General features: G+C 63.8%; 27 protein-coding genes. 14 read left to right on the top strand and 13 right to left on the bottom strand.

Going from position 1 to position 26,980, the window contains the following annotated elements; all coding sequences use genetic code 11:
- Position 1 precedes the first annotated feature (1 nt).
- Positions 2-1,282 carry an extracellular solute-binding protein gene (locus Har1131_RS03850; protein ID WP_191907464.1) on the bottom strand — a complete coding sequence of 427 codons (1,281 nt, stop codon included), beginning with the start codon at positions 1,280-1,282 and terminating at the stop codon, positions 2-4.
- A gap of 211 nt (positions 1,283-1,493) precedes the next feature.
- Here Har1131_RS03850 and Har1131_RS03845 point away from each other — a divergent pair, with 211 nt between their 5' ends.
- Positions 1,494-3,593 carry an alpha-amylase family glycosyl hydrolase gene (locus tag Har1131_RS03845; RefSeq protein WP_151145156.1) on the top strand — a complete coding sequence of 700 codons (2,100 nt, stop codon included), beginning with the start codon at positions 1,494-1,496 and terminating at the stop codon, positions 3,591-3,593.
- 92 nt (positions 3,594-3,685) lie between these two features.
- Complete coding sequence (locus Har1131_RS03840) at positions 3,686-4,852, top strand: ABC transporter ATP-binding protein (protein WP_050037144.1); 1,167 nt, start codon at positions 3,686-3,688, stop codon at positions 4,850-4,852.
- Between the two features lie 144 nt (positions 4,853-4,996).
- Here Har1131_RS03840 and Har1131_RS03835 read toward each other — a convergent pair whose 3' ends face one another.
- Positions 4,997-7,015 (bottom strand): glycoside hydrolase family 15 protein, encoded by a 2,019-nt coding sequence (locus tag Har1131_RS03835; protein WP_151145153.1) that lies wholly within the window; start codon positions 7,013-7,015, stop codon positions 4,997-4,999.
- Positions 7,016-7,187: 172 nt separating this feature from the next.
- On the opposite strand from Har1131_RS03835, the gene Har1131_RS03830 reads away from it, so the two are divergent.
- Positions 7,188-8,240, top strand: coding sequence for a TrmB family transcriptional regulator (locus tag Har1131_RS03830; RefSeq protein ID WP_014041439.1), 1,053 nt, complete (start codon positions 7,188-7,190; stop codon positions 8,238-8,240).
- A gap of 36 nt (positions 8,241-8,276) precedes the next feature.
- Here the strand turns inward: Har1131_RS03830 and Har1131_RS03825 are convergent, their stop codons facing one another.
- Together Har1131_RS03825 and Har1131_RS03820 are read right to left on the bottom strand one after the other, a co-directional pair.
- Entirely contained in the window at positions 8,277-8,750 is a 474-nt protein-coding gene (locus tag Har1131_RS03825) for a type IV pilin (RefSeq protein WP_014041440.1), read from the bottom strand.
- A 108-nt stretch (positions 8,751-8,858) separates the two neighbouring features.
- Positions 8,859-9,857: a glutathione S-transferase family protein gene (locus Har1131_RS03820; RefSeq protein ID WP_014041441.1), complete on the bottom strand. Its 999-nt coding sequence runs from the start codon at positions 9,855-9,857 to the stop codon at positions 8,859-8,861.
- Positions 9,858-10,079: 222 nt separating this feature from the next.
- Between Har1131_RS03820 and Har1131_RS03815 the strand changes: the two genes are divergently transcribed.
- Together Har1131_RS03815 and Har1131_RS03810 are read left to right on the top strand one after the other, a co-directional pair.
- Entirely contained in the window at positions 10,080-10,613 is a 534-nt protein-coding gene (locus tag Har1131_RS03815) for a 50S ribosomal protein L16 (RefSeq protein ID WP_023843429.1), read from the top strand.
- Positions 10,614-10,865: 252 nt separating this feature from the next.
- Positions 10,866-11,063, top strand: a complete 198-nt coding sequence (locus Har1131_RS03810) for a hypothetical protein (RefSeq protein WP_146416846.1) — start codon at positions 10,866-10,868, stop codon at positions 11,061-11,063.
- A gap of 54 nt (positions 11,064-11,117) precedes the next feature.
- On the opposite strand, the gene Har1131_RS03805 is transcribed toward Har1131_RS03810, so the two are convergent.
- Positions 11,118-11,549 carry a universal stress protein gene (locus tag Har1131_RS03805; protein WP_050037147.1) on the bottom strand — a complete coding sequence of 144 codons (432 nt, stop codon included), beginning with the start codon at positions 11,547-11,549 and terminating at the stop codon, positions 11,118-11,120.
- A 189-nt stretch (positions 11,550-11,738) separates the two neighbouring features.
- Between Har1131_RS03805 and Har1131_RS03800 the strand changes: the two genes are divergently transcribed.
- On the top strand, positions 11,739-12,602 hold the full coding sequence (locus tag Har1131_RS03800; RefSeq protein ID WP_146416845.1) for a RimK family alpha-L-glutamate ligase: 864 nt from the start codon (positions 11,739-11,741) through the stop codon (positions 12,600-12,602).
- Positions 12,603-12,657: 55 nt separating this feature from the next.
- On the opposite strand, the gene Har1131_RS03795 is transcribed toward Har1131_RS03800, so the two are convergent.
- Positions 12,658-13,044, bottom strand: coding sequence for an Hsp20/alpha crystallin family protein (locus Har1131_RS03795; protein WP_004590910.1), 387 nt, complete (start codon positions 13,042-13,044; stop codon positions 12,658-12,660).
- 200 nt (positions 13,045-13,244) lie between these two features.
- Between Har1131_RS03795 and gap the strand changes: the two genes are divergently transcribed.
- A complete protein-coding gene (gene gap / locus Har1131_RS03790; RefSeq protein ID WP_008307604.1) occupies positions 13,245-14,249 on the top strand; it encodes a type I glyceraldehyde-3-phosphate dehydrogenase in 1,005 nt (334 codons plus the stop codon).
- Between the two features lie 327 nt (positions 14,250-14,576).
- Positions 14,577-15,782, top strand: coding sequence for a phosphoglycerate kinase (locus tag Har1131_RS03785; protein WP_050037149.1), 1,206 nt, complete (start codon positions 14,577-14,579; stop codon positions 15,780-15,782).
- Here the strand turns inward: Har1131_RS03785 and Har1131_RS21625 are convergent.
- A complete protein-coding gene (locus Har1131_RS21625; protein WP_008307600.1) occupies positions 15,779-15,925 on the bottom strand; it encodes a hypothetical protein in 147 nt (48 codons plus the stop codon). The genes Har1131_RS03785 and Har1131_RS21625 overlap by 4 nt on opposite strands.
- 128 nt (positions 15,926-16,053) lie before the next feature.
- On the opposite strand from Har1131_RS21625, the gene Har1131_RS03780 reads away from it, so the two are divergent.
- Positions 16,054-16,632, top strand: coding sequence for a riboflavin synthase (locus tag Har1131_RS03780; RefSeq protein WP_014041448.1), 579 nt, complete (start codon positions 16,054-16,056; stop codon positions 16,630-16,632).
- On the opposite strand, the gene Har1131_RS03775 is transcribed toward Har1131_RS03780, so the two are convergent.
- Positions 16,629-17,663, bottom strand: coding sequence for a PrsW family glutamic-type intramembrane protease (locus Har1131_RS03775; RefSeq protein WP_014041449.1), 1,035 nt, complete (start codon positions 17,661-17,663; stop codon positions 16,629-16,631). The genes Har1131_RS03780 and Har1131_RS03775 overlap by 4 nt on opposite strands.
- Before the next feature lie 163 nt (positions 17,664-17,826).
- Between Har1131_RS03775 and pdxT the strand changes: the two genes are divergently transcribed.
- From pdxT to Har1131_RS03760, 3 genes are all read left to right on the top strand, one after another.
- Positions 17,827-18,420, top strand: a complete 594-nt coding sequence (pdxT, locus tag Har1131_RS03770) for a pyridoxal 5'-phosphate synthase glutaminase subunit PdxT (protein WP_008307597.1) — start codon at positions 17,827-17,829, stop codon at positions 18,418-18,420.
- A 36-nt stretch (positions 18,421-18,456) separates the two neighbouring features.
- Positions 18,457-18,753, top strand: coding sequence for a phosphoribosyl-ATP diphosphatase (hisE, locus tag Har1131_RS03765; RefSeq protein ID WP_014041451.1), 297 nt, complete (start codon positions 18,457-18,459; stop codon positions 18,751-18,753).
- 63 nt (positions 18,754-18,816) lie between these two features.
- Positions 18,817-20,754, top strand: coding sequence for a response regulator (locus tag Har1131_RS03760; RefSeq protein ID WP_050037151.1), 1,938 nt, complete (start codon positions 18,817-18,819; stop codon positions 20,752-20,754).
- Between the two features lie 23 nt (positions 20,755-20,777).
- On the opposite strand, the gene Har1131_RS03755 is transcribed toward Har1131_RS03760, so the two are convergent.
- Positions 20,778-21,095, bottom strand: a complete 318-nt coding sequence (locus Har1131_RS03755; protein ID WP_151103874.1) for an ASCH domain-containing protein — start codon at positions 21,093-21,095, stop codon at positions 20,778-20,780.
- A gap of 94 nt (positions 21,096-21,189) precedes the next feature.
- Between Har1131_RS03755 and Har1131_RS03750 the strand changes: the two genes are divergently transcribed.
- Positions 21,190-22,185 carry a GTPase gene (locus Har1131_RS03750; protein ID WP_050037152.1) on the top strand — a complete coding sequence of 332 codons (996 nt, stop codon included), beginning with the start codon at positions 21,190-21,192 and terminating at the stop codon, positions 22,183-22,185.
- A 218-nt stretch (positions 22,186-22,403) separates the two neighbouring features.
- Here the strand turns inward: Har1131_RS03750 and Har1131_RS03745 are convergent, their stop codons facing one another.
- The gene (locus tag Har1131_RS03745; RefSeq protein ID WP_151145150.1) at positions 22,404-23,117 is read right to left on the bottom strand and encodes an SIMPL domain-containing protein; all 714 of its coding nucleotides are present in this window, start codon (positions 23,115-23,117) and stop codon (positions 22,404-22,406) included.
- A 61-nt stretch (positions 23,118-23,178) separates the two neighbouring features.
- Positions 23,179-24,459 carry a TIGR00341 family protein gene (locus tag Har1131_RS03740; RefSeq protein WP_014041456.1) on the bottom strand — a complete coding sequence of 427 codons (1,281 nt, stop codon included), beginning with the start codon at positions 24,457-24,459 and terminating at the stop codon, positions 23,179-23,181.
- 147 nt (positions 24,460-24,606) lie between these two features.
- Between Har1131_RS03740 and engB the strand changes: the two genes are divergently transcribed.
- Positions 24,607-25,224 (top strand): GTP-binding protein EngB, encoded by a 618-nt coding sequence (gene engB, locus Har1131_RS03735; RefSeq protein ID WP_058990855.1) that lies wholly within the window; start codon positions 24,607-24,609, stop codon positions 25,222-25,224.
- Positions 25,225-25,509: 285 nt separating this feature from the next.
- Here engB and Har1131_RS03730 read toward each other — a convergent pair whose 3' ends face one another.
- Together Har1131_RS03730 and Har1131_RS22470 are read right to left on the bottom strand one after the other, a co-directional pair.
- On the bottom strand, positions 25,510-26,532 hold the full coding sequence (locus Har1131_RS03730; RefSeq protein WP_151145147.1) for a site-specific integrase: 1,023 nt from the start codon (positions 26,530-26,532) through the stop codon (positions 25,510-25,512).
- Positions 26,529-26,651, bottom strand: a complete 123-nt coding sequence (locus Har1131_RS22470; RefSeq protein ID WP_255359480.1) for a hypothetical protein — start codon at positions 26,649-26,651, stop codon at positions 26,529-26,531. Before Har1131_RS22470 ends, Har1131_RS03730 begins: the two co-directional genes overlap by 4 nt.
- Positions 26,652-26,980 lie beyond the last annotated feature (329 nt).

The following is a 26,980-nucleotide window of genomic DNA, read 5'->3' as shown; positions in this document are numbered from 1 at the left end:
CTCACTCCCAGTTGCTTCGGATTTCTTCGGCGGCGGTCGTCAGTGCGTCTTCGGCGCTCGCGTCGCCGTTGAACGCCTCGATGAGCGCGTTCTCCAGTGGCGACCACACCTTGTTCATGCGCGGGTCGGTCGGCATCGGGACCCCCTGGCTGACGGTCTGGGAGTACGTCTGGACGTGGTCGGGGAGTTCGTCGCTGCCGACGAGGCTGTCGAGCACCGGAATCGCGCCCTGCTCCTTAGCGAGTCGCGTGGCGTGGTCTTCGTTGGTGGCGAACCACTCGACGAAGTTCCGGGCGGCCGTGGCGTCGGCCCCGCCCTCGCTCATCGCGTCCGCGAAGTACCACATCGAGATGCCGGTGTACGGCGTCACCTCGCCGCCGTTGATATCGGGGAACGTCGCCACTTCGTAGTTCACGTCGCTCTGGTTCAGCGTCGCCAGATACCACGGTCCGTTGACCGCGAAGGCGGCGTTCCCCTCGGAGAACGTCGCAGCCTGCGGTTCGTAGTTCGGGTCGTCGGGCATGTACGGACGGAGGGTGTCGAGAGCGAACTGGAGCCCCTCGATAGCTTCGTCGGCATCCAGCCCGAGCGCCGGGTCCTGCTCCGGGTCGAAGTAGTAGCCACCGAAGGCCTGTATCCACCCGCTCGTGAAGTACGGGTCAAACGGCGCGGCGAGGCCGTACTGGCTGCTGCTCGGGTCGTGGTACGATTCCATGGCCGACACCATGTCGTCGATAGTCTCGGGCGCTTCGTCGACGATGTCCGTGTTGTAGATGAGCGTCACCGTCTCCGCCGAGTGCGGGAGGCCGACGACGGCGTCGTCGAACTGGACGGCGGAGGCGGCGGCGTCCGTGAACTGGTCTAAGCTCACGGAGAGTTCGTCGGACTGGTCGACGACGAACTCCCGCTGGTAGTAGTCGCCCACCCAGTCGTGTGCCCACTCGAAGACCTCCGGCCCCTGCCCGGCCGGAATCGCGCTCGTGGTCTTCTTTTCCATATTGGAGATGTCCGACCCGTCGACGCCGAACTCCGTCTCGCTCGCGAACGTCTCCATCGCGGCCTCGCGTGCGGGTATCTCCGAGTCCTGAAGCTGGTACCACGCCGTCGCGGTCCCGCCGGACTGTTGACTCCCGCCGCCTGACCCATCGCCCGAACCATCACCGGAAGCCGTTTCGCCATCCGAGCCGCTACTGCCCTGCTCTTGCACACTACAGCCAGCCAAGGCTGTAGCCGCCCCGACACCGCCGATCCGCTTGAGCACTGTCCGTCGTTCCATTGTCATGGATAGATATGGGATGAAATAGTCCTTCATAACTTAAATCATTCGGAAATAGAAGGAGACAATGATGATAGATTCCGAGACCCGGCGAGAATTTGCCTCGCCGTGTATCGGTTTCAACAGATCGGATAGGGGAGAATAAGCGAAGTAATATCTTTTCTAAAATTCAACCGGAAGCGTAACACTCACAGTACCGACCCCGTACCGTAGGCGTATGCACCATCCAGGCCCGCCACGGTTCGCCACCGTCGGCGAATCGGTCGAACTGGCCCCGCGTCAGCCCGACCCCGGCATGGCTGCCGAGTGGCGGTTAGTCGAGCGGCCAGCGGCGAGTACGGCAGCGCTCGGCGACGGCCCGGTCTGTCACCTCGAACCCGACGTGCCGGGCGTCTACCGAGCGGAGGTAACCGCACCGGACGGCACACACGAGCAAGTCGTCCGGGCGTTCCCGAGCATCACCGAGACGGCCCGGTTCAGCGTCACGGCGGAGGACTTCGACTGCGACGGCGGTACCGACGACCTCACCGTCGCCGACCGCGCCATCGTCATCGGGACGTTCAACGATTTCACGATGGGGACACACTGGGCCGAGCGCGACGGCGACGAATGGGTCATCGAAACCGACCTCCCACCGGGGACCCACCACGCGATCTTCAGTTTCGACGGCTCCTTCGAGTCGACCGCGACAGACGAGGTCACCGTCGAGGGACCGGGTCGCCCCCGGGTCGAACTCACCGGTGAGACGGTGAACGGAGACTTCGTCGTCTCGGCGGACGCCCGCGCGGCCCCGTCGGGGAGCGAACCGGAAGTCGAGTTCTATCTCGACGGCCGCGACGCGCTGGAAGAGTCGGCCGTGACCATCGACGGCGACGAACTCCGGGTGCCACACGAAGCCCTGCCGGAGATGGCCCGCGTTCACGCGGTTGCCGTCGCCGAGCGCCACAGCGTCGCGGACACGCTAGTCGTGGAACGCGACAGTGGAACCGGAAACGCGACCGCAGGCGGCACAGTGCCCGTCACACGGCCGGCCGACCCGCCGGCCTGGGCCGGCGACGCCACCATCTACGAGATATTCGTCCGGTCGTTTGCCGGCGAGACCGTCGACACGACCTTCGAAGCCATCGAGCGGCGGGTCCCCTACATCGAGTCGCTGGGCGTCGATGTGGTGTGGCTCACCCCTATTCAGGCGAGTCCGACCCGGCACGGTTACCATATCACGGACTTCTTCGACACCGCCACAGACCTGGGAACGCGCGACGAATTCGAATCGCTGGTCGACCGGCTCCACGACGCCGGGATTCGGGTCGTCTTCGACCTGGTAATAAACCACAGCTCGCGGGACCATCCGGCCTTCCAGCTCCACCGGGCCGGCGTCCCCGAGTACGCCGACTACTACGAGCGGATTCCGGTGTCACAGGACGTCTCCGATATCGACTGGGCGGGCGAGGACGCGCCGGGCTACTACTTCAACTGGACGCGAATCCCGAACCTCAACTACGACTCGCTCGCGGTGCGGCGCTGGATGCTCGACGTGGTAGACGAGTGGCGCGACGTGGTCGACGGGTTCCGCTGTGACGTTGCCTGGGGCGTGCCACACGGGTTCTGGAAGGAAGTCCGGGAGCGGGTGAAAGCCGACGACCCCGAGTTCCTGCTGCTCGACGAGACGGTCCCACGCGACGCCGCCTTCGCCGAAAACGAGTTCGACGTTCACTACGACACGGACCTGTTCGACACGCTCCGCGACATCGGGACCGGCGAGGAACCAGCGTCGGCGCTGTTCGAGGCGCTCGACGCGACGGCCGAGCACGGCTACCCCGACCGTACCGCCCACATGCGGTACGTCGACAACCACGACGAGGACCGCTATCTCGACGAGTGCGGAGCCGCGTCACTGCGGGCGGCCGTCGGGGCCACGTTCACGCTCCCCGGAACGCCGATGGTTTACGCCGGCCAGGAACGGGGCGTCGAACAACAGCGCGGGACGATGCGCTGGCACGACGGCGACAACGCACTGACCGACTTCCACCGGCGACTGGTGGCGCTGCGAGCGGACCACGGGGCACTGCGCGCGTCCGGGGTACGTCCGGTTCCTCACACCGTCGAATCGGGCGATGCGAACAGCGTCGTCGCGTACGAGCGCACCGACGGCGATGAAACGCTCGTGGTCGTGCTACACTTCGGCGACGGGACGGCGAACGTCTCGCTCGACACCCCGGTCGGGGACACCGACCTTCTCAGCGGCGACCCGGTCGATAGCAGCGGGACGGTCGAGGTCGGAGATATCGTTGTGGTACCGGCGACGAGAGAGCGCTGACAGCGCTCGGTTCCACAACCGAACCGACTCTGCTAGAACTTCTATGAAAAATCCCATCAAACTTATTAGCGATGGGTGTGAGACTCTGTGTAATGGCGAGTCTCGAACTAGACGGTCTCCGGAAGGAGTTCGACGGTGGCTCCATCGTGGCGGTCGACGATGTCGACCTGTCCATCGACGACGGGGAGTTCGTAACGGTGGTCGGCCCGTCGGGGTGTGGGAAATCGACGACGCTACGGATGATTGCCGGGCTTGAGCGGCCGACGAGCGGTCGTATCCGCATCGGCGACGAGGACGTGACGGACGTTCACGCCCGCAAGCGCGACGTGGCGATGGTGTTCCAGAACTACGCGCTGTACCCACACAAGTCCATCCGGCAGAACATGGCCTTCGGCCTCCGGATGAGCACGGACCTCTCGAAGGAAGAACGGCAGGAGCGAGTCACTGAGACGGCGGAGATGATGGGCATCGGGGACCTGCTCGATGACACGCCGGACCAGCTCTCCGGCGGGCAGAAACAGCGGGTCGCGCTCGGGCGCGCCATCGTCCGGGAGCCGGACGTGTTCCTCTTCGACGAGCCACTCAGCAACCTCGATGCGAAGCTCCGGACGACGATGCGGACGGAGATCCAGCGCCTGCAGGAGGAACTCGGCATCACGGCCGTCTACGTCACCCACGACCAGGAAGAAGCAATGACGATGGGCGACCGCATCGTCATCCTCAACGACGGGAAGCTCCAGCAGGCCGGCCGGCCGAAGACGGTGTACGAGAACCCGACCAACCAGTTCGTCGGCGGCTTCGTCGGTTCGCCCTCGATGAATTTCCTCGACGTGACCGCGGAGCCACTCGGCAGCGGCATCCGGCTTACCGGCGCTCACGACGACTTCTCCTACGACCTCACGGGCGGCCGTGCCAGTGCCTTCGGCGACATCGAAGGCGGTTCGTACGTGCTGGGTATCCGACCGGAACACGTCTCCGTCAGCGACGGCGGCGACCAGAACGCTGTTCCGGCGACGGTCGACGTGCTCGAACCCATCGGTAGCGACAACTACCTCTACCTCGATCTGGGCGAATCGAAAACCGGGTTCGAGGGCGACGGCGCACCGGATTTCATCGCCAGGGTAAGTACTGACGTGGAGCCGGCCATCGGCGACCGCGTGCAGGTGTCGTTCGACGAATCCGCCGTCCACCTGTTCGACCCGGAGACCGGCGAGACGGTTACGGCCGGCGAGGACGCGCCCGTCGCAGCACCGCAGTAGGACGATAGTCAGTGATCCGCGTCCGGGCGTAGTCACTGTTTTCGATCAGTTATAGAGTCCCTACGGCCATCTACTACGTTTGCGAGTGCGCGAGCAGCACGGTCCGTACAAAAACCACTCGCGGGCACTCAGCGGCTCGGCAGTTCACTCGCGGGCGCTCAGCGGCTCGGCAGTGAGCGCCTCGGCGTCAGCGAGGTGGGCGACGGTTGCCAGCCGGAGCGCGTGGGGCCAGCCGAGCGGCGTACCACAGTCCGGCGTCCCGTCGTCGAACAGTTGCTCGGGGAGGTAGCCGCTGGACTGGACGAGCGAGCCACCGGGAAGGATCTCGTCCAGCAGGTCCCGGGACCGGGCGTAGGCCGCCGTCGCTCGGCTGTCGTCGGCGTCACGCAGGAGCGCACCCAGCTGGGCGGCACTGTTTGCGCCCCACGCCGTCGAGACGGTCCAGACTTTCTCGCGGTCCTGCGAGCCGCGCCGCCAGTCGTCGCCCTCGAAGCGGATGAGACCACGGATGTCGCCGGTGTCCCGTTCCAGCCCGTCGAGTGTCGTCTCGACGTGGGTGTAGAGCCGGTCACGGGTCGCCGCCGGCAGGTCGATGGCCTCGGCGGCGACGCGACAGGCGGCGGGGAGGGCCAGCGTCGCGGAGTCCAGTCGGTCGTCGATGGTCCCGTCGTGTTCGCGAAGGGCGTAGCGGTCACCGGTCCACAGCGCATCCAGGGCTGACAGCACTGTTTCGGCCTGTGAACGGGCGTGATCCCGGAGCGCGGCGGAGACGGGTGCGCGGGCGACGGCCGCGTAGGCGTGCAAGAAGGTCGCAGCGGTGTGCGTGAACCGCCCCTGCATGTTCTCCCAGGCGTTCTGGCAGGCGATGGGGAGGCCGTCGTCGGCCAGCGTGTCGTCGATGCTCTCGACGGCACGTCCGAGCGTGGCTTCGATGCACTCCGGGTCGGCCGGCTCGCCGGTCCGGAGATACGTCGCGAGGAAGGTGGTGACGCTTGCGGTCTGGTCGGCCTGGTAGTCGGCGTCAGAACCGCTTTCGAGCCGGGCGTTCGCCCAGCCTGGCGCGAGCGTCTCGTCGCCGGGCCAGACACGGTGGGGCCAGCTCCCGTCCGGTTGCTGCGTGCGACAGTAGAACGCGGCGGAACGCTGGTGCCACGGCGATAATCCGAGGTCGAACGTCCCGTCAGCTTCGAGCAGGAACGCCGAAATTTCGGCGTCGTCGCGGAACCACGTATAGCCGTACCCGCCGGAGGTGACGTAGTACGGGTCGAAGTCCGGCGCGGCGATTCTGGCCCCGTTCGCAGCCGAAAGCAGCGAGAGGACCCGGAGGTCGGCGACGACACTCTCCCGGTTCGGCGTCTCTGCGGGCACGCTCCAGCGGCGCTGTGCCTGCCCTGCTTCGAGCAGTGTCTCCGAAGTGTAGTGGTCGCTCACCAGACGGTCGATGGTCGACAGCGCCGTATCGCGGTCGGTGTCGTCCGCGTCCGTCAGCAGCGTCGTCAGCGTGACGCCACCGTCGACGAACGGCGCGGACAGCAGGACGCCGCCAGTTAGCGTCGTGTCCTCGTACCGTCGCTCCCCGGTCGCCCGTGGGAACGAGACTGGGTCGTCGTCGACAAGTTCGGGGAACCGCTCGGGAATCTGGCCCTGAACGGCGTCGAGTTCGGTAGAGACGCCGACGAAGTCGTGTTCGGAGCGATGGTAGGCCTCGACGGTGTTGCCGTGCATCAGCAGGCTCTGTTGGCCGTCCCGTCCGTCGGGTGCGAAATCGACAAACGCCCGAAGCGATACGTCGGCGGGGACATCGCCGCGAAGTTCGAACCGGGTGACGTGGGCCTGCTCGATAGTGCAGTCCGTCTGGACGACGGCCCAGTCGCCGCAGTCGTGGATAGTCTCGACGACGCCAGCGTCACCACGATACCGCTGGTCGGCGTCGGCGTCGAACCACGTCGTCGAACCCGTGTCGATACCGAACCGCGAGCGGTCGATCCCCGTGAGCCCACACAGCGGATAGGAGTAGTCCCGCAGTGAGCCATCGCTGTCGACGTGCACCAACCGGCTGTCGAGTCCGGAGAAAGTGCCCGTCGTAGAGCGGAACTCGCCCGGGAACTGGTGGCGGCGGTCCCGGGTCCGCTTGAAGTCGTTAAGTGCCGTCCGGAGCGTCATTGGTGAGAGACACCACTGCGGGGAATATAAAATATGGTGTAATAGTTTTTCATTCTTGTGAGCTCGGTGTGGGCCAGTCGACGATACGGCCCATTGGGGCGGCTTCGGAGGCGTTGGCGGGCCACATAGCACCGAAACACAGTTATCCGCCGCCGTTACCAGATGTGAACAGATGGACGATTCGACTCTCAGGGACAGGCTGGGGCAACTGGGCCTGTCGGAGAAGGAAGTCGACACGTACCTGTCGATTCTCGGCAGCGGCGAGGCCACGGCCAGCGAAATCGCCGACGACACCGGGGTCTCCAAACGGTACGTCTACAGCATCAGCGAATCGCTCGAAGACCGTGGGTTCATCGAGGTCAACGACCACGTCGTGCCCACGACGATACGCGCTCGGCCGCCCGAGGAAGTCATCGACGCCCTGACCGACCGACTCGAAGAGATGAGCGGTGCGCTCGATTCCAGATACTCGGCGAGTGCGCGGGAACCACAGCAGTTCGACGTCATCAAGTCCCGGGTGACAGTCATCAAGCGACTCACGGAGTACATCAGAAACGCGGAACGGGAGATCATGCTGTCGGTTCCCCAGCAGTACCTCCCGGAGATCTCGGAGGAACTGGTCGCAGCTGTCGACCGCGGCGTCCTCGTGATGCTGGTCGTCAGCAGCGCCGACGGCCTGGAACCGGACGACGTGCGCGGGCTGGCCTCCGTGGTCCGGTCCTGGAACCAGCCGATGCCGATAATGCTCACCGTCGACGCCCAGTTCGGCCTCGTCTCCCCGGCGGAGATGGTGACACGGACTAACTCCGACCAGCGGGCCATCGCCTTCGTCCAGCAACAGCTCGTCCCCGTGCTGTCAGGGTCGTTCCTCGGGAACTACTGGCTGATGGCCACCGAGGAGACCGTCACCGACCCGGCCCCGCTCCCAGCCACCTACCACGACTTCCGCCACGCCGTCCTCCAGGCGACGCTCCACCTGCGCGCCGGCCACGACATCCACGTCTCCGCCGAAGTACGGGCAGTACAGGCGGACGACGACACAACGACCATCGAAGGGACCGTCGTCGAGACGAAACAGGGCGTCGCCGAGCCACAGACCAACTCCTACCCCATCGAACACACGCTAGTCGTCGACGTCGGCGACCGGACTGTCTCGCTGGGCGGCTCCGGGTCGTTCATCGAAGATTACGAAACCGACGCGGTCACGCTCTCGCTGGCCGAGTGAGGAGAGCCGGTCCGACAGCGGGGCCGAAACGCCCGCTCAGTTACGCTGGCTCGGGTCCGGCCACCGGTAGATGACGTATGTTTCCGATTCCGGTTCGTCCGCTGGGTTCCAGACGAGTCGAAGCGTCGCGTCGCTCAGGTCCAGATGCTCCCCGCTCGTGATGCCGGCGAACTGTCCCTGATGTATCGTAATTTCTGTCCCCGACGTAATCCGCGTCGAGGCCTGTGCCTGTATCGGATCGGTGTCAAGCGTCACGTCGCTGCCGTCAGAACTCCTGGCATCGGAGACGACGACAGTGAGGTTGTCCCGGTAGACGGTTTCACCGCTGCTGAAGCTGAGGTTCAGATACTCCCCGTTGCCGGTGGTCCGCTCGCTGTAGTCGGCCACGATAGCGACCTGCGGTGCCTGCGTGGGTCGCTGCTCGCTGAAGCCGAGCGCGAACACACCGATGGTAGCAGCGAGAATTGCAGCAATTCCGACGAGGATAACGACACCGATGACTGGGCTCACGGCCCGACGTCGCCCGTCTACCCGACTCATTGAACACAGGTGAGAACTGGGTATATAAAAGGAACAGCGTCGACTCAGCGTTCGATATCCGGCCGCGAAACTGCCCGGTTACGCCGTCGGGAACAGCGTCTCGGGCAGGTCACCGGGGAGTTCGTCGCGGTCGTGGTCGGCCTCGAAGTCGGGGTCGGGTCCCATCGGGACGATTCGCTTCGGGCTCACGTCGGGGTGAGTGGTGTAGTAGTGCTCCGTGATGTGGTCCATGTTCACCGTCTCGGCGACGCCGGGGAGCTGGTAGAGGTCCCGGAGGTACGGCCAGAGGTTGTCGTACTCGCGGATGAGCTTGTGGTTGCACATGAAGTGGGTGTGGTACACTTCGTCGAAGCGCACGAGCGTCGTGAACAGACAGATGTCCGCCTCGGTCAGGCGGTCGCCGGCGAGGAAGCGCTGGTCTTCGAGGACGCTGTCCCAGTGGTCCAGCGCGTCGAACAGTTCCTCGACGGCCTCGTCGTAGGCCGACTGGCTGTTCGCGAAGCCACAGCGGTAGACGCCGTTGTTGATGGGCTCGTAGATGTCGTCGATGATCCGGTCGACCTCGTCCTGATAGCCTTCGGGGTAGAGGTCGACGTCGTTGTCGGCCACGTCGTCGAACTCAGTGTCGAGCATCCGAAGGATCTCCTCGGACTCGTTGTTGACGATGGTCTCTTCCTGTTTGTCCCACAGCACCGGCACCGTCACGCGGCAGGTCGCGTCGTTGTCGGCCGCGACGTAGACCTCGCGGAGGTAGTCCGATCCGTTGACCGTATCCGGCGTGCAGCCGTCCTTGTCGGGCGTGAACTGCCAGCCGTCCTCGCCGCGGAACGGGTCGACGTAGTCGACGGTGATGGCGTCTTCGAGTCCTAGCAGTTTCCGAGCGACCAGAATCCGGTGGGCCCACGGACAGGCGCGGCAGGCGTACAGGTGATACCGGCCGGCCTCGGGCTGGAACCGCGCGTCGGGGTCGTCCTCGACCCGGTCTCGGAAGGTGGTGTCCTGCCGGTCGAAAGCCCCGTCCTCGTCTGTCGTTTCGTACGCGTCAGTCCGCCACTCGCCGTCGACGAGCATATTCATGATAACCAATCGTACGCGCGCGAGTGGTAAAAGAGCGCGGTGACAGCGGTGTTACCGGACCAACACCGATGTTCCCGATGGTACCGAGAGCAGGGACTCCAGCAACGGTCAGTCCGGGGCCGCTGGCGGTCGCGCGCCAGTGTATGGGACACCACGGCACGCCGCCGGGCGGGTTCGAAGCCCTTATTGGGCCGCTCGGCGACGTATTCTCCAAGAGTACCTATGTCGGACAAACCCGCCTCAATGTACCGGGACATCGACAAGCCCGCGTACACCCGACGCGAATACATCACAGGCATTCCCGGGTCGAAGATCGCACAGCACAAGATGGGCCGCAAGCAGAAGGACGCCGACGACTACCCCGTCCAGATCAGCCTCATCGTCGAGGAGACCGTCCAGCTCCGTCACGGTTCGCTGGAGGCCTCCCGCCTGTCGGCCAACCGCCACATGATCAAGGAGCTCGGCGAAGAGGGTGACTACAAGATGACCCTCCGGAAGTTCCCCCACCAGGTCCTGCGCGAGAACAAGCAGGCGACCGGTGCTGGGGCCGACCGTGTCTCTGACGGGATGCGCGCCGCCTTCGGGAAGATCGTCGGCACCGCCGCCCGCGTCCAAGCCGGCGAACAGCTGTTCACCGCTTACGTCAACGTCGAGGACGCAGAGCACGTCAAGGAAGCGTTCCGCCGCGCATACAACAAGATCACGCCCTCTTGCCGCATCAAGGTCGAACGCGGCGAAGAGAAGCTGATCGCGTAAATCGGTCAACAACGTCTTTTGACCGTTCGCAGAACACGGCGAAGACCTGCTGGTCGCGTAAGTCAAACAGTGTTCGCTCGCCGTTCGCAGGGCGAGACGTCCGCAACTCGTCGCCCTTTGCCTCGTTCTCCGTGCCGCTCCGTAGAATACTGAGTCGTATCTCAATCGCGAACCCATACACTCGGAGCGTGCTTCTTGCTCTATGGTACCAGCACCCATAATGTTCTTGCACCCGTTCCACGTACCACCAGTATGGTACTCAGAGTCATACTCCTGGCCCTTGGCGTCATCGAACTGCTCCGCCCCCGGAAGGTCGTTGACTTCTGGATGGGGCTGGCGGCGACGAACGGTGACGAGATAGACATGCGCCCATGGGTGTACAGCGCCGCCCGCGTCGAGGGTGTCCTCCTCATACTGTGGGCGCTCCGGCGAGGGCGCGACGGCAAGTGAGCTATGCGGTGACTCACCGCGCCACGCGGACCGGGGCTGACTGCAGTTGCTCCGCTACGCCTCGTCGGACAGTCGGACCGTCAACACCGGCACATCCGCCGTCCGAACGACCTTCTCGGTGACGCTCCCCAGCAGAAACCGGTCCAGGCCGCTCCGGCCGTGGGTCCCCATGACGATCATATCGACGCCCGCGGTCCCGGCGTAGTCGAGGATTTCCTCGTACGGATCACCCATTCGGCGCTCTGCGACGACAGCCGTGCCGTGGTCAGCGATGTCCTCGACCGTCTCGTCGACGACCTGCTCGGTCTGTTCCTGCAGCGATTCGATGGTCGTCGCTTCTGCTGCGGCGCTTCCGAGATAGGTCGAGTCGACCACGGAAAGCACATGAATCGTCGCGTTGTGCGTCTCCGCCAGTTCGAGTGCGTGTGAAAGCGCTTCGTCCGCGCCGTCACTGCCGTCCGTCGGGAAGAGAATGTCGTCGTACACGCGTGGTCTATTATTCCCCGGCATACTTAGCGTTTATCTGTCATTTCCGCCAATAGTTGCGTATGCATCCATTATATGCCGCAATTCTGTGGCTGGCGAGAATAGGTACGCGACGCGCAGCAGAGTCCGGTCACCGTGTGCCGAGAGCGGCTGCGAGCGTGTTTTATCTCTCCACGACAACTGCAAGCTATGCACAGGCTGGCCGTCGCCACGAACGCCGAGACCTTCGAGCGGATGCAGGGGCCGCTGGCGGCCCGTGACATCGAGGTGGGCCACGTCGAGACGGCCGAGCGGACACTGGCGCTCGACGAGAGTCCCTTCGACGAGTACGACGTGGGCTTCGTCTACCCCTCCCGAATCATGGAGGGAGCGGTCGCCGACGCCATGCTGGACGTGCCATGGGTCAACGACCGCGAGGCTATCCTCCGCTCGCGGAACAAGGCCGACGTGCTGGCGCGTCTCGGCCGTGCGGACGTCCCCGTTCCCGAGACCGTCGTCGTGTCGAACCCGGCGAGCGAGGCCGAACTGACGGCGGCCTTTGAGCGATTCGACCCACCCGTGGTCGTGAAGCCGAACTCGACGACCCGCGGCGTCGGCGTGGCCAAGGCTCACGATCTGGATTCGTTTCTCGGCATCGTCGACTACCTCGATCTGGTCCACGACTACCGCGCGGTCGGCGATCAGTCGTTTCTCGTTCAGGAGTACGTCGCCGACGCCGCCGACTACCGCGTGATGGTCGTCGACGGCGAGTACGTCGGCGCGGTGGAGCGCCGCCTCCCCGACGCGAGCCGCGCGCAGGGCCGGTGGAAACACAACGTCCACCGCGGGGCCGAAGCCGAAGGGCAGGAACTGCCAGCGGCGCTACGGGAACTGGCCGAAGACGCGGCCGACGAACTGGAGATTCCGTACCTCGGCGTCGACCTGCTGGTGACCGAGGACCGCGCAGTCGTCAACGAGACGAACGCCCGCCCGACAATCGACTCGGCGACGAAGTACGAGGACGGCTTCTGGGACGACCTGGCGGCGTTGATACGGCAAACGGCTGAGCAGTAGCGAAGCAAGCGCACTGGAGTGGCGCGCGGAAAATCAGAACCGTGTGCCGGGCGTGCTACAGTTCGATGTCCGCGGAGTCCTCTTCGGGGTCGAAGGTGACTTCGAGGATGCCGTTGTTGTACGTCGCGGCGGCTGAGTGTTCGTCGACGCGGGTCGGCAGGGTCAGTCGTTCGTGGTACTCGCGCTCCGGACTTTCGGCGTTGATCGTGAGGACAGTGCCGTCGCACTTGAGGTCGATTGCGTCCTTGTCGACGCCCGGAACGTCGGCGACGACCCGGATCTCCTCGTCGGTTTCGTGAACGTCGACGTGGAGGTCGGCCCCACCGCCACCGGTGTCCCGGTCGATGTGGACGTCGCCTTCGGCCCCCATCATCTCGTCCATCATCCGCTCTATTTCCCGGAAGAACTCGTCGAACGGGTCGTCACTGTCATCGCGTCTCATTCCTACCAATCAGTACGTCCGTCCGTTTCAAAAGCCTTCGGACGAATATAGTACCTGTTACCAGACGCCGTCGAGGGGTACTCTCACACGAACGGCCACCTTCACTATTAATCATTCGCGCTCGAACGCGCATAAACAAACACAAATTTACAACAAATCCGAAAACACTTTACACTGACCGACTGCCTCTCTAGACACCAATGAGTGAGCCAGTCCGCGTCGGCCTCAACGGCTTCGGCCGTATCGGCCGCAACGTATTCCGCGCATCGTTACACAACGACAACGTCGAAGTCGTCGGTATCAACGATGTGATGGACGACTCGGAAATCGACTACTTCGCCCAGTACGACACCGTCATGGGTGAACTCGAAGGGGCCAGCGTCGACGACGGCGTCCTCACGGTCGAGGGGACCGACTTCGAAGCAGGCATCTTCCACGAAACAGATCCCACACAGCTCCCGTGGGACGACCTCGATGTCGACGTGGCCTTCGAGGCGACCGGCATCTTCCGCACCAAGGAGGACGCGAGCCAGCACCTCGACGCCGGGGCCGACAAGGTCCTCATCTCCGCGCCGCCGAAGGGCGACGAGCCGGTCAAGCAGCTCGTCTACGGCGTCAACCACGACGAGTACGACGGCGAAGACGTCGTCTCGAACGCCTCCTGTACGACCAACTCCATCACGCCGGTCGCGAAGGTCCTCGACGAGGAGTTCGGCATCAACGCCGGCCAGCTGACGACGGTCCACGCCTACACCGGCTCGCAGAACCTGATGGACGGCCCGAACGGCAAGCCCCGCCGTCGCCGCGCGGCTGCCGAGAACATCATCCCGACCTCGACCGGTGCCGCGCAGGCGACCACCGAGGTCCTGCCCGAGCTTGAAGGCAAACTCGACGGGATGGCTATCCGCGTCCCGGTGCCGAACGGCTCCATCACCGAGTTCGTTGTCGACCTCGACGACGACGTGACGGAGAGCGATGTCAACGCCGCCTTCGAGGAGGCCGCTGCCGGCGAACTCGAAGGCGTGCTGGGCGTCACGAGCGACGACGTCGTCTCCTCGGACATCCTCGGGGACCCGTACTCCACGCAGGTCGACCTGCAGTCGACGAACGTCGTCTCCGGGATGACGAAGATTCTCACCTGGTACGACAACGAGTACGGCTTCTCGAACCGGATGCTCGACGTGGCCGAGTACATCACTGAGTAAACGCAGAAACGATTTGCGGCGTCAGGAAGGTTTATAATTATTGTTCACTAAAGATGTTGCACACATAGAGTCCGAACCGGTGTTTGCCCACTGGTCGACTCTGTGTGTCAGCACAGACAGTTGTGCCCCCAGTCGGCATCCTGTGACCCGGTGCCGGCTGTGTGCGACAACGGTGTCCCCATCCCGACTCCCACCCCACCCTCACTCCCACCCCTCTCCCCATTTCTACGCTGGTAGCCAGTGCAAACAACGACGGTAGCTCCCGACAAGCCGCCCACTGTTCGGACTCGGAAACCGTTAAGCGGTCGGCAGGTTTCCTCCCGAGTGATGACCTTCCAGACGCTCGACGACCTCGACGACGGACAGCGCGTCCTCGTTCGACTCGATCTCAACTCACCGGTGGAGGACGGCACAGTACAGGACAACCGACGGTTCGACCGCCACGCGGAGACGATCAGCGAACTCGTCGACCGCGGGTTCGAGGTCGCGGTGCTGGCCCACCAGGGCCGTCCGGGCCGTGACGACTTTGTTTCGCTCGAACAACACGCCGACATCCTCGCGGATCACATCGACCACGACGTGGACTTCGTCGACGAGACCTATGGCCCACAGGCCATTCACGACATCGCGGCCCTCGACGGCGGCGACGTACTCGTTCTAGAGAACACCCGGATGTGTGACGACGAACTGCCCGAGGAGGACCCCGAAATCAAGTCACAGACGGAGTTCGTCCAGACGCTCAAAGACGAATTCGACGCCTACATCAACGACGCGTACTCGGCGGCCCACCGCTCGCACGCCTCACTGGTGGGCTTCCCGCTGGTCATGGACGCCTACGCCGGCCGTGTCATGGAAACCGAGTACGAGGCCAACACCGCTATCGCCGAAAAGGAGTTTGACGGGCAGGTGACGATGGTCGTCGGCGGGACGAAGGCCACGGACGTCATCGACGTCATGACCCACCTCGACGAGAAGGTCGACGACTTCCTGCTGGGCGGCATCGCCGGAGAACTGTTCCTCCGAGCCGCTGGCTACCCGGTCGGCTACGACATCGATGACGCGAACCTCTACGACGAGCAGTGGGAGCAAAACAGCGAGAAGATCGAGTCCATGCTCGAAGACCACCGCGACCAGATCACGCTCGCGGTCGACCTGGCCTACGAGGACGAGAACGGCGACCGCGCCGAGCAGGCCGTCGACGACATCGAGGAAAAGAGCGTCTCCTACCTCGACGTCGGGAGCGAGACCGTCATGGAGTACTCGCCGATCATCCGGGACTCCGAGGCCGTCTTCGTGAAGGGCGCACTGGGGATGTTCGAGGACGAGCGGTTCTCGGTCGGCACCGCCGGCGTGCTCGAAGCCATCGCCGACACCGACTGCTTCTCCGTCGTCGGCGGCGGCGACACCTCACGAGCTATCGAGATGTACGGGATGGAAGAAGACGAGTTCGGCCACGTCTCTATCGCGGGCGGGGCCTACATCCGGGCGCTGACCGGCGCGGAACTGGTCGGCGTCGAAGCGCTACAGCGTTAACTGCGGCCTTTCGTCTCCGCGTGTCGCAGGTCCCAGTCTTCGATTAGTTCGTCGGGCACCTCGACGATTCGCCCGGTTTCGGTCGGTTCCGTCCGTGCGTGACGGCCAGTCCAGTCGTGGTCAGCGTCGGGCGTAGCTGCCATACACCGCGCTACCAGCGGCGAGGATAAATTCCTTCCGCCAATACATTGTAAGTAATTACTCGGTTCCGAGTCTATATTACGTCTCCGGGAAGCCAAGTGCTTTCCGCCAGCCGTGCTGTATCTGGGGTATGTTCACCGGAATCGTCGAGACGACCGGCGAGGTGCAGGCGGTTATTGACGACGAGGGCGGGCGTCGGATGCGGATCGGCGCGCCGTTCGAGGGACTCGACCACGGCCAGTCGATCAGCGTCAGCGGCGTCTGTCTCACCGTCGAGAAGGCGGCCGACGGTGAGTGGTTCGAGGTGTTTCTCGCCCAGGAGACACTCGCCCGGACGTTCTTCGATGACCTCGACGGCGGTGACCGGGTGAACCTTGAGCGGGCGATGCCGGCCGACGGCCGGTTCGACGGCCACATCGTGCAGGGCCACGTCGACACGACGGCCGAGATCGTCGGTATCGAACAGGAGGGCGAGGACTGGACGTTCACGTTCTCCCTGCCCGAGGCCCATCAGGACTATCTGGTTCAGAAAGGGTCGATAACGGTCGACGGCATCAGCCTGACCGTCGCCGACCGTCGCTCCGAGGAGTTCGACGTGGCGATCATTCCGACGACGTACGCCGAGACGACGCTGTCGGAGAAGTCGGTCGGCGATCCAGTCCACTTAGAGGTCGACGTGGTCGCGAAATACGTCGAGCAGTTGGTCTAAGGGTCGAACTCGGTCTGTTCCGGGCGAAGCGCAGTCTCGTCCGGGTCCTCGTGAGCGCGCCTGTAGGCCCGCCGGTAGGCGTGAACCTTCTTCAGCAACAGCAGGCCGAAAAACGAGTCGTACACGATGACGAAGCCGAAGAACGCGACGAGGAAGTTGACGTTGTAGATGCCCGCCAGGATAGCTGTCACCGGGCCGGCCAGCGTGTTGTAGACGGCGTGGATGAGCGAAGCGATGAGCAGTCCCTTCAGCACGATTGGGCCGGCGTCGTCGGGGTTGAACTTCGCCAGACCGAGGTAGTAGCCGGCGAAGGCCGAGTAGATGACGTGGCCCGGCCCCGCGAGCGCTCTGATCGCGGTGATGTCGCTGCTCGCGGCGAGTAACTCGACCGTCCCGGTAGCCATCTCGGCGTTCTGTGTGATGTACAGCGCGTTTTCGATAGTCGCAAAGCCGAGACCGGCGACAGCGCCGTACACCGCACCGTCGACGACGGCGTCGAAGCGGTTGTCGCGGAAGGCGTACAGGCGTACCGCCAGCAGTTTCACGGTCTCCTCGACGGGACCGACGATGAGGAAGAAGACGAACACCTGACCGAGGAACGGCACGAGCCCGAACCCGGAGCCGATTGCCTGAACCGGCTCGCCGAGGAACCCGTTGAGAATACCGGCAAAGCCGGCAAACAACACTCCGAGCAAGAACGTTCCCACGAGCAGCGTCAGTGGTTCCTCCGTAGTCACATCAGCGTAGTAGATGTAGGCCGCGAGTCCGAGCGCCGGCACGGCAGAGAGGATGGCCATCCCGGCAAACAGCGGCTGGTCGCTGAGCGCGCCGAGGCTCCCGAACGCGACCTGCAGGAGGAGGATCAGAATGGCTGCAAGGATGACCAGATACCGCAGCGTCCGTATTCCGATGTGGTAGAGCCAGTGGGCGAACCGGTCCAGCCTCGACCGGGGCTCCCAAGTCGATATCTCATAGAGGTCTGCCGACCCGTCCGCGTTTACCTCGACCGGGTCCTGCCGTCGCTTTCCCATGTGCCACGTCTACAGGCCGCCTCACCTAACCGTTTGGTTCGACTATATCCGAACGGACACTGAGCGGCGTCGTAGACGACGCCGGAGGAGTCAAAGACGGCCCTGCTACCGGATCTTTGCAGGAGACGAGAGGCTTTTCGCACAGGCACACTAACGGGGACGTATGACGCTACGCGCGGGTGTACTCGCGGTTCAGGGCGATGTCTCTGAACACGGAGACGCGATCAGGCGGGCGGCAGCGGCCCACGACCAGACGGCGGAGGTCGTCGAGATACGCGAGTCCGGGGTCGTCCCCGACTGCGATGTGCTGTTGCTACCGGGCGGGGAATCGACCACGATATCGCGGCTCATCCACCGGGAGGGCATCGCCGACGAAATCCAGTCCCACGTCGAAGCCGGCAAGCCGGTGCTGGCGACGTGTGCCGGGCTCATCGTCAGCGCGAGCGACGCACAGGACGACCGCGTCGACACGCTGAACGTCATCGACGTCTCCGTCGAGCGCAACGCGTTCGGGCGACAGAAGGACAGCTTCGAAGCCCCACTGGCGGTCGAGGGTCTTGACGACCCGTTCCCGGCGGTGTTCATCCGCGCACCGGTCATCGACTACGTCGGCACGGACGTCGAAGTGCTGGCGACGTGGGACGACCACCCAGTCGCGGTCCGTGAGGGACCGGTCGTCGGCACGTCGTTCCACCCCGAACTGACCGAGGACCCGCGTATCCACGACCTGGCCTTTTTCGACTCGGTGGAGTCGTAGCGACGGCCTGAAGGCCCCGCTGACCGAACGGCGGCTATGAGCGACGACACCGGCGACGTTATCGACGAACTGTTCGCTGTCATCGAGGACCGCAAGGCGAACCTTCCCGAGGACTCCTACACGGCGTCGCTGTTCACCCACGAGAAGGGCGAAAATGCCGTGCTAGAGAAGTTGGGCGAGGAGACGACGGAGCTGATTCTGGCGGCCAAAGACGACGATACCGAAGAGCTCGCCCACGAATCGGCCGATATCGTCTATCACCTGCTCGTTCTGCTGTCGATGAAAGACATGGACGTCGACGATTTGCGTGCAGAACTGGCCAAGCGGCGGTAAGGCGACCCGTCACCAGGTGAGGGGCGCGATAGATTGACACTGACACAGTTCATATCAGGAGGCATGGGCCATGTGGCGTCGGGCATTACAGTCCTCTGTGTCGATGACGAACCGTCGTACGCAGACCTGATCGCGACACATCTCGAACGCAACGACGAGGCGATCGACGCCACCGGAGTCACGAGCGCTACGGACGGACTATCGTATCTGGATGCGCACGACGTGGACTGCATCGTCAGCGACTACGATATGCCCGGCATCGACGGGCTGGAGTTTCTGGAGGCGGTCCGTGCCAGAGACCCGGATATGCCGTTCCTGTTATTTACCAGTCAGGGGAGCGAGTCGCTCGCAAGCGAGGCAGTCACGGCCGGCGTCACCGATTACATTCAAAAAGTGCAGGGGTCCCAGCAGTACGCCGTGCTCGCGCAGCGGATCCGAAACACAGTCGAGCGAGTCAGAGCGAAAGCAACGGCCGATACCGCACAGGAACGGACGAAACGGATTCTCGACGCAACGAGCGATGCGGCCCTCATCAGCGTCGCCGACACCGTCGTATACGCGAACCCGGCGGCGGTGGAGTTTTTCGGCGCAGCAGACAGCGACGACCTCTGTGACCGGCCACTGACCGACCTCGTCGAACCGACAACGGACGGCGGGACCGAGACCGTTGAACGCGTCGTCGAGAACGGCCAGACGGCTGGCCAAGTCAGCCGGACGATACGGACCCTCGCTGGCAACAGCGTGCAGGCCAGCGTCACGGCGTGTGACGTGACCTGGGACGGCGAAGACGGCACAGTGTCGGTCATCAGCGACCGGGGCGATACGGACGAGCGCGAACAGCGGCTCGAAGCGCTGCACGAGGCCACCCGACAGTTGATGGCCGCCGAAGTCCACAACGAAGTTGCCGGGATCGGCGTCAACGCGGCCGCGGAGATTATCGGGCTTGACGCGAATGCTGTCCACCTCCTCAACGACGACGGGGAGTTAGAACCCGTCGCCGCGACCGCATCGGCTCGAGAGTTGGTCGGTGATATCCCGACGTTCGGGCCGGGCGACAGCATCGCCTGGCGGGTGTACGAGCGTGGCGAAGCGACCGCAGTCCCCGACGTGCGGCTGGAAGAGGACGTGCAGAACCCCGAGACACCGATACGCAGCGAACTGTATCTGCCGCTGGGGGAACACGGCATTCTCATCGCCGCATCGACGACCGTCGATGCATTCGACGAGGCAGACATCGTCGCTGGGCGGGTCCTCGCGGCGAACATGGAGGCGGCTCTCGCCGCCGTCGAGCGCGACAGACAGCTCCGTGACCGTGAGCAGGAACTATCGACGCAAAACGACCGTCTGGAACAGTTCGCGACAGTCGTCAGCCACGACCTTCGCAACCCTCTCAACGTCGCTATCGGCCGGCTGGGCGCGCTGAAAGAGGAGTGTGACGACGACAGCAATATGGCCGCGATAGAACAGGCTCTCGAGCGGATGCAGGCGCTGATTGACGACCTCCTGTTACTGGCCCGGACCGGCGACGACATTACAGAGATGGAAACGGTGGCACTGGCGACAGCAGTCGAGGACTGCTGGGAGGTCGTCGATACCGGCGACGCGACGTTGGTGGTCGACACCGACCGCAAGATACAGGCGGACATGACGCGGCTCAAACAGTTGCTGGAGAACCTGATCCGAAACGCCGTAGAGCACAGCGCTACGGACAGTCGGATTCAGTCCGGTGGTACCGATAAACACGACATACCAGGCGTGACAGTAACGATTAGCGAGATTCCGGGCGGGTTCGCAGTCTCGGATGACGGTCCGGGTATCCCCGAAGCCGACCGGGAGGCGGTGTTCGAAAGCGGCTACTCGACGACAACTGACGGCACCGGGTTCGGGCTCTCGATTATCTCACAGATCGCCGCTGCGCATGGCTGGACAGTCACCCTCACTGAAAGCGATGCCGGCGGCGCACGCTTCGAGTTTACCGGCGTCGACGTGGTATCGGAGTAATAGGGCGCTCAGTCGTCGGGGCGCTACTCGTCAACGGGCGCGAACCGATGCCGGACGACCTCGCTGTCGTCGTCCCACTCGAAACTGCCGTGGACTTTCTTCATTCGTTCCTTGTACGCGTCGAGGTCCTCCGACCCCTCGCGCTGTGCGTCCTCGTCGGTCATGTCGCCCAGTGTCCGGTGTGTTACGTCTGTCACCTCGAACTCGGTGCCGTCGATCTCGAAGGTGTCGCCTTCGTCGGCGTACTGGTGGCCGCGGTGCATCTGGGTGACCCGTCCCTCGGCGGCCATCTGCTGGACGTGGTCGTTGGACAGAATCTCGCCGGCGTCAATCTGTGCCATACCGGAACTGCGGTCGGGACGCTCAAAAGCGTGACTCGCAACAGTTTGGGGCGCGATTGAACGCGCTTTTACGCTCCGGCCGTCAACGTGACCTATGAGCCATCCCTTCGAGGGTCTGCCGACGACGCCTACCGCCGAGGAGCTCGTGGACAAAGCCTTCTCGCGGGCGTCGCGCGCCGGCGGGGCCAAGGACGGGAACGAAGCCCAGCAGTCGATGCTGATGACGGCGTCGAACATCGCCTCCGACAACATGGAGAACGTGGTGACGGCGTGGCCGACGATCGATGATCTGGACCCCTTCTATATCGAACTCGCCGACGCGGTCATCGGCGAAGCCTACCCCGCAGACAACGACCCCGGTATCGACGCGCTGAAACAGCACCTCGCAGAAGTTTCGTGGGCCGCCGACAAGGTCGTCGAGATCCGCCAGGAGTACGAGAGCCGCGTCGCACGCGGCGACATCGACACCGCCCGGAAGCTCCGCAAGCAGGCCTTTGCCCGTATCGCCGACGTGGTCGAGGAGGTCGAAGACAACCTCGCCGCCATCTCGACGGCGCACAACGCCCTCAAAGACATCCCCGACATCCGCCCGGACGAGCCGGCCATCGTCGTCGCCGGCTACCCCAACGTCGGCAAGTCGTCCTTTGTCAACCGCGTCACGCGGGCCGACAACGAGATCGCCTCGTATCCGTTCACGACGACGCAGATCCGGGTCGGGCACTTCGAGGACCAGCGCATCCGCTACCAGCTCGTCGACACGCCCGGCCTGCTCGACCGACCGCCGGAGGACAGAAACGAGATCGAATCACAGGCCGTGAGCGCGCTCGAACACCTCGCCGACGCCGTCCTCGTGTTCGTCGACCCAAGTGGCGAGTGTGGCTACCCGCTCGCGGACCAGCTGGAACTTCGAAACGCCATCGAAGCGCGCTTCGACGTGCCCGTTCTGACCATCGCAAACAAGAGCGACCTCTCGACGGATGTGGAGGCCGACCACTACATGAGCGTCACCGAAGACGACAACGTCGACGGCGTGTTGCAGGCCGCTATCGACGCGGTGGGGTACGAGATCGAACTGCCGTTTGACGAATAGCGAGACGCCGACCAACGGGAGGCGTCTCGAACACTCCGAGCGGGGAACGCAGTGACCCGCGAGGACTGCTGTCGCCATCGCGAGGATTGCGGTCACCAACGGGAGGCGTCTCGATGAACCCGAGCGGGGAACGCAGTGACCCGCGAAGAACGCGGTTACCAACGGGCAGTGTCTTTGAAAACGCCGAACAAGGAACCGCAGTAGCGAGTCAGAACGGCTTATTCTAGTTCGTACGAGACACTGACAGAGGCGTCGACGGTGACATCGCCGGGCTGGATGTTCGTCCGTCCGCCGGCGTCACTGGCGGCCATCGCTTCCGCGTACACGACGGGGCGGCCGTGGTCGCTGGTCTGGACCGTGACGGCGTCACCGACGGACCGATCCTCCGCAGCGGCGACGACTTCGGCGTCCGTTCGGGCGTTGTCCATCGCGGTCGTCAGGGCTTCTTCGCGTGCGGCCTGTCGCGTCTCCTCGCTCAGGGAGTAGCGCACGCCCTCGACGCGGTCAGCGCCGGCGTCGACTGCGGCATCGATGAGTGTCCCGGCAGTCGAAACGTTGCTCGTCTCGGCTTCGACGGTGTGGATCGCTACGTAGCCGACCTGTTCGCGGCCCTCTCGATTCTCCTCGTACTCGGGGCGGATCTGGAACCGCGAGGAGGTCACGTTCGCGCCCTCGTCTTCCAGCGCCGACGTAATGGCGTCAGCATCACCGCTGAGATTGTTGCGCGCCGCTTCGGCGGTCTCACCGCGGCCCACGGCGGCGACGGTGACGGTTGCACGGTCGGGCGCGCGTTCGACGGTCGCGTCAGCGTTGACGCTCACGGTCGAATTCGTCGACGGCGCGACGGCTCCGGTGTCCGCGAGTGCGAACCCGACGCCACCGGCGACGAGCAGTGCCAGGACGCCAGCGATTGCGAGTGGTCGTGATACCATATCGTCCCCGACACGCCCAACGGTATTTATGTCACCGAACGGTCAAAGTCGGTTTTGAGCGTCAGCCGTTCCGCTCGACAGTGACGTAGCGAACTTCCGTCGCAACGTCTCGGCCGGCCGCGTCATCAGCCAGAGCATCCAGTTGGTCGACAAGCAGTGGCTGCTCCGCGTCCGGCGGCAGACCGACAGTGACGATGACGCGGCGCGGCTGTTGGAAGATCGCAGTGTTGGTGTACTCGATTTCGACCGTCAGCACGCGAGCCGGCGAGTCGACGCTGCCCTGGATGGCGTCGCGGATGTCCGACTCCGTCGTCGCCTGCTGGTAGGAGTCGAAGGTGACGCCGCCCAGGAACGCCGACAGGACGAGTATCGACAGGACGAGGACGCCGATCCGTTTGACAGTCGCCGACCGTGCGTTGCTCTCCTGAAACCAGTGTTCCGGGCGGTAGCCCTGATACCAGAGCCCGACGAGCACTGCGAGGTTGATCGAGAGGACGTTCACAAGCAGCAACACGGCGGACCCGAGGCTGACGAGCGGTTGGCCCCACGCGATACCGATGCCGACCGTGGCCGCCGGCGGGATGAGCGCGACGGCGATCATGACGCCGACCAGTGCCGTCGAGACGCCGCTGGTGAGGCTGACGACGCCGGCCGCGCCAGCGCCGAGCGCGACGATCAGCGAGAGGAAGTCGGGGGCGACCCGCTCGCGTATCTGGCCGACTGTGGTCACATCGGCGAGCGGCGGGATGACGTTGGCGTACCGGACCAGCAGGGCAAAGACAGTCGCGCTTGCCACGGCGAGTCCGAGCCCGACGGCCTGGAGTTTGACGCCCTGAATGAACATCTCGTGGTCGTCGACGACGGTGCCGACGTTGGCGGTCATCGCCGGGCCGATGAGCGGCGCGATGACCATCGAGCCGACGACGACGGCCGGGGAATCGAGCAGGAGCCCGGCGGTCGCGATAATCGCGCTGATGATGGTCATGAGCGCGTAGTTCGACATCGAGGGAGCGAGGTCGTTTGCCTTCGAGGTGAGTTCCTCTCGCGCGATGCGGTCTTCGTCTTCCTCCTCAGCGTACTTCTCCTCTAGTTCGTCGAACTGGCTGGAGATGACGGTGTTCGCGTCCACGACGACCGTATAGCCGTCGTCGTTGATACCGACGTTCCGCAGCTCTTCGAGGACTGGTTCGAGTGCGTTGGTCGGGACTGGAAAGGTGACGACAGCGGTGAACTCCCGCCCGCTCGTCTCGTCGGTGAGCACGTAGTCGATGCCCTCCTCGGCCAACACGCCCAAGACGGCGTCTCGCTTTCCGGTCGGAATCAGTATCTGTACCAGCCGCACGGCTCCGGGTGGGACCCGCGAGGGTAAAAAAGCGGCTAGTTAGCGGGTCCCGGGTGCAAAACTGGAGCGAGACGCGGCCGTGAATCGCGAAACAGTCGGTCCTCGGGAAACGAACGCGCTTTTCCCCGCCGGCGGAGTACACGGGGTATGTTCGAATCACGACCGGACCGGGACGCCGAGGTGGTGCTCGTCGGTCGGTCAAACGTCGGGAAATCGACGTTGATGCGCGAGATAACGGGCCACACGTTCGACACGGGCCAGCGACCCGGTGTCACGCGTTCGCCCAACCACTTCGACTGGGCCAGCGCCGATTTCGTCATCAGTGACCTCCCCGGCTTCGGGTACATGAAAGGCGTCCCCGAAGACGTCCGCGAGGAAATCAAGACCGACGTGGTCCGGTACGTCGAGCGGAACGCCGAGCATATTCTCGTCGGTATCCTCGTCGTGGACGGCAAGTCGGTCATCGACATCATCGACCGCCACTCCGGCCCCGACGAGATCCCACACGACGTGGAGATGTTTCATTTCCTCCGGGAGGTCGGTGTCGAGCCGGTCGTCGCCGTCAACAAGATGGACAAGGTCGACGACAAGGACGACCGCTTGAACGAACTCTGTGACCGACTCGGACTGCACCCGCCATGGCAACAGTGGCAGGAGACTATCGCGCCGATCAGCGCGAAGCGCGGCTCCGTCGAGCCGCTGAACGAGGCCGTCCGGCACCACCTTCACGAGGCCCAGCGAGACGATCTGTTCCAGTTCTTCTGAACGACTCAGCGGGTCGACCCGCTGCTCATCCGAAACCAAGGCCGATACCGACACACCGGTGGTTTCGTCTATCCTCCTGGGACGGGTTTTCCCCTCCTGACAGCGTCTCGAATCACTACCGGCAAAGCTGCTGCAGCCAGAACGGAGACACAATTCGACGGTATGTCGATTATAAAGAAGCGGCGGCGTGTTGCGATTACCGAACAAGCGAAATTCGCATGGACTCGCCGGGTAGTAGTCTGAAATTTACACGACAACGGAGGGTTGTGTTTAGTAATGGTCATGTTAGATTCGCTCCAGTTGCTTCTTTCGAACCGCCATTTTCTCCTGATTCGTCCGCACGTCGTAGTGCTCGTAGAGCACTTCGAGCGACACGTCGCATCGCTCGCTGACGATCTCCGGAGACACGTCGCTGTTCAGGTGATACGTGATACTGCCACGCCGGAGCCCGTGAGGTGACCGGGAAGATGGGCACTTACTGTGGGCCGCACGCGAACCCAGTGCCTCGCAGGTCGATGGGTCCGACGGATCAGCGTCGTGTGGACACCCACCGAGAACGCACGGCTGGGTGAGCTTGTTCACCCACTTGTAGATGGTATCACCCGCTGGCCGACCGTGCTGCGAGGTGATGAGTGGCTTGCGGCCGTAGTCGTCGGTCCGCTCGTAGCGGTCGGGGTTGTCGAGGTAATCGTCGACGACCTGGTAATCGCTCGGGCCGAGATAGACCCACCGCTCGCCGTCTTCACCGTTCTTGAGTTTCGTTCCCTCGTCGATTCGGTGCTCCAGCACCAGCGCGTAGTCGTCGGGACGAAGGTCGTCAACATCCAGTGACCGAAGGGCCGACCGGCGCATCGCCGTCTTCCACAGAATCAGAAAGACGACGTGATCCCGGCTCGCGTAACGGTAGTCGTGAAGATAGTCAAGTATCCGGTGTGCCCGGTCTGCGCTCAGGTGGACCTCGCGGCTTTCGGCCCCGTCGGGCAGCTCGGGGGCATGGACCTTCTCGGCCAGCCCATCGTCAACGCCCTCGATGTCGGCCCAGTATCGGAGTGCTTCCCGAATCGTCGAGAGTTGCTTCTGGAGGGTCAGCGCCGCGATATCCCCCCGTCTCCATGCCACGAAGTCAGCCAAATCGCGGCCGGTGAGGTCGTTCAGGTTCTCGATATCTCGCTCCTCGCACCACTCGTTGAAGAACCGGAGCCGCGTCTTCGCGTTCCGCATCGTACTCTCGCGAACGGACGGTTCGCGATGTCGGAGGAACCGCTCGATGCCTTCCTCCGGCGAGAGATCCATCAGATCCTCGCTCATGCTTGCCCCCGCTTTCGCTTCCGGTAACAGCCCAGACAGCGGGACTCACCGGGATAGCAAAAGTTCTCGCAGCCGTCTGTTTCGCATTTGTCCACGTCTTCGATGACGCGGTCGCTCACGCACGCGCACCTCCAGACGGAACGTACCGGTCTCCGCAGGTTGGTGAACTGGCTATACCGCTGCTCATTGGGCTACTTTCAATAGCCCGCTCGTTCTCGTCTTTCATGGGTCGTCTAAGCCTCAAACGGGAAACGACCCACCCGGCGTGTACCAGCACGCCGGACCTTTCTGGTCCGATGGGCGGGTCACTTCACCTGTATAACGCCTCTACTGAAATACTTTTCTGTGAATTGCACAGATTAATCTGTGCTACTACGCTGAGATACAAGTGATTGCAAATAGATGTCTAATGCACCGATAAACCTATGAGTTCCACAGCCACACCGCT

Source organism: Haloarcula sp. CBA1131 (assembly GCF_008728975.1).
In the GTDB taxonomy this organism is placed as follows: domain Archaea; phylum Halobacteriota; class Halobacteria; order Halobacteriales; family Haloarculaceae; genus Haloarcula; species Haloarcula hispanica.
The sequence above is the reverse complement of the archived record's forward strand: the minus strand, read 5'-3'. Positions and strand labels throughout refer to the sequence as shown.

Excerpts from the sequence above, each read along its gene's own strand:
- Har1131_RS03760 (WP_050037151.1), top strand. The coding sequence starts at position 18,817 with ATGGGCCATGTGGCGTCGGGCATTACAGTCCTCTGTGTCGATGACGAA.
- Har1131_RS03785 (WP_050037149.1), top strand. The coding sequence starts at position 14,577 with ATGACCTTCCAGACGCTCGACGACCTCGACGACGGACAGCGCGTCCTC.
- Har1131_RS03850 (WP_191907464.1), bottom strand. The coding sequence starts at position 1,282 with ATGACAATGGAACGACGGACAGTGCTCAAGCGGATCGGCGGTGTCGGG.
- Har1131_RS03800 (WP_146416845.1), top strand. The coding sequence starts at position 11,739 with ATGCACAGGCTGGCCGTCGCCACGAACGCCGAGACCTTCGAGCGGATG.
- Har1131_RS03750 (WP_050037152.1), top strand. The coding sequence starts at position 21,190 with ATGAGCCATCCCTTCGAGGGTCTGCCGACGACGCCTACCGCCGAGGAG.
- Har1131_RS03840 (WP_050037144.1), top strand. The coding sequence starts at position 3,686 with ATGGCGAGTCTCGAACTAGACGGTCTCCGGAAGGAGTTCGACGGTGGC.
- gap (WP_008307604.1), top strand. The coding sequence starts at position 13,245 with ATGAGTGAGCCAGTCCGCGTCGGCCTCAACGGCTTCGGCCGTATCGGC.
- pdxT (WP_008307597.1), top strand. The coding sequence starts at position 17,827 with ATGACGCTACGCGCGGGTGTACTCGCGGTTCAGGGCGATGTCTCTGAA.
- Har1131_RS03745 (WP_151145150.1), bottom strand. The coding sequence starts at position 23,117 with ATGGTATCACGACCACTCGCAATCGCTGGCGTCCTGGCACTGCTCGTC.
- Har1131_RS03815 (WP_023843429.1), top strand. The coding sequence starts at position 10,080 with ATGTCGGACAAACCCGCCTCAATGTACCGGGACATCGACAAGCCCGCG.
- Har1131_RS03775 (WP_014041449.1), bottom strand. The coding sequence starts at position 17,663 with ATGGGAAAGCGACGGCAGGACCCGGTCGAGGTAAACGCGGACGGGTCG.
- Har1131_RS03810 (WP_146416846.1), top strand. The coding sequence starts at position 10,866 with ATGGTACTCAGAGTCATACTCCTGGCCCTTGGCGTCATCGAACTGCTC.
- hisE (WP_014041451.1), top strand. The coding sequence starts at position 18,457 with ATGAGCGACGACACCGGCGACGTTATCGACGAACTGTTCGCTGTCATC.
- Har1131_RS03780 (WP_014041448.1), top strand. The coding sequence starts at position 16,054 with ATGTTCACCGGAATCGTCGAGACGACCGGCGAGGTGCAGGCGGTTATT.
- Har1131_RS21625 (WP_008307600.1), bottom strand. The coding sequence starts at position 15,925 with ATGGCAGCTACGCCCGACGCTGACCACGACTGGACTGGCCGTCACGCA.
- Har1131_RS03795 (WP_004590910.1), bottom strand. The coding sequence starts at position 13,044 with ATGAGACGCGATGACAGTGACGACCCGTTCGACGAGTTCTTCCGGGAA.
- Har1131_RS03845 (WP_151145156.1), top strand. The coding sequence starts at position 1,494 with ATGCACCATCCAGGCCCGCCACGGTTCGCCACCGTCGGCGAATCGGTC.
- Har1131_RS03835 (WP_151145153.1), bottom strand. The coding sequence starts at position 7,015 with ATGACGCTCCGGACGGCACTTAACGACTTCAAGCGGACCCGGGACCGC.
- Har1131_RS03820 (WP_014041441.1), bottom strand. The coding sequence starts at position 9,857 with ATGAATATGCTCGTCGACGGCGAGTGGCGGACTGACGCGTACGAAACG.
- Har1131_RS03830 (WP_014041439.1), top strand. The coding sequence starts at position 7,188 with ATGGACGATTCGACTCTCAGGGACAGGCTGGGGCAACTGGGCCTGTCG.
- Har1131_RS03755 (WP_151103874.1), bottom strand. The coding sequence starts at position 21,095 with ATGGCACAGATTGACGCCGGCGAGATTCTGTCCAACGACCACGTCCAG.
- engB (WP_058990855.1), top strand. The coding sequence starts at position 24,607 with ATGTTCGAATCACGACCGGACCGGGACGCCGAGGTGGTGCTCGTCGGT.
- Har1131_RS03730 (WP_151145147.1), bottom strand. The coding sequence starts at position 26,532 with ATGAGCGAGGATCTGATGGATCTCTCGCCGGAGGAAGGCATCGAGCGG.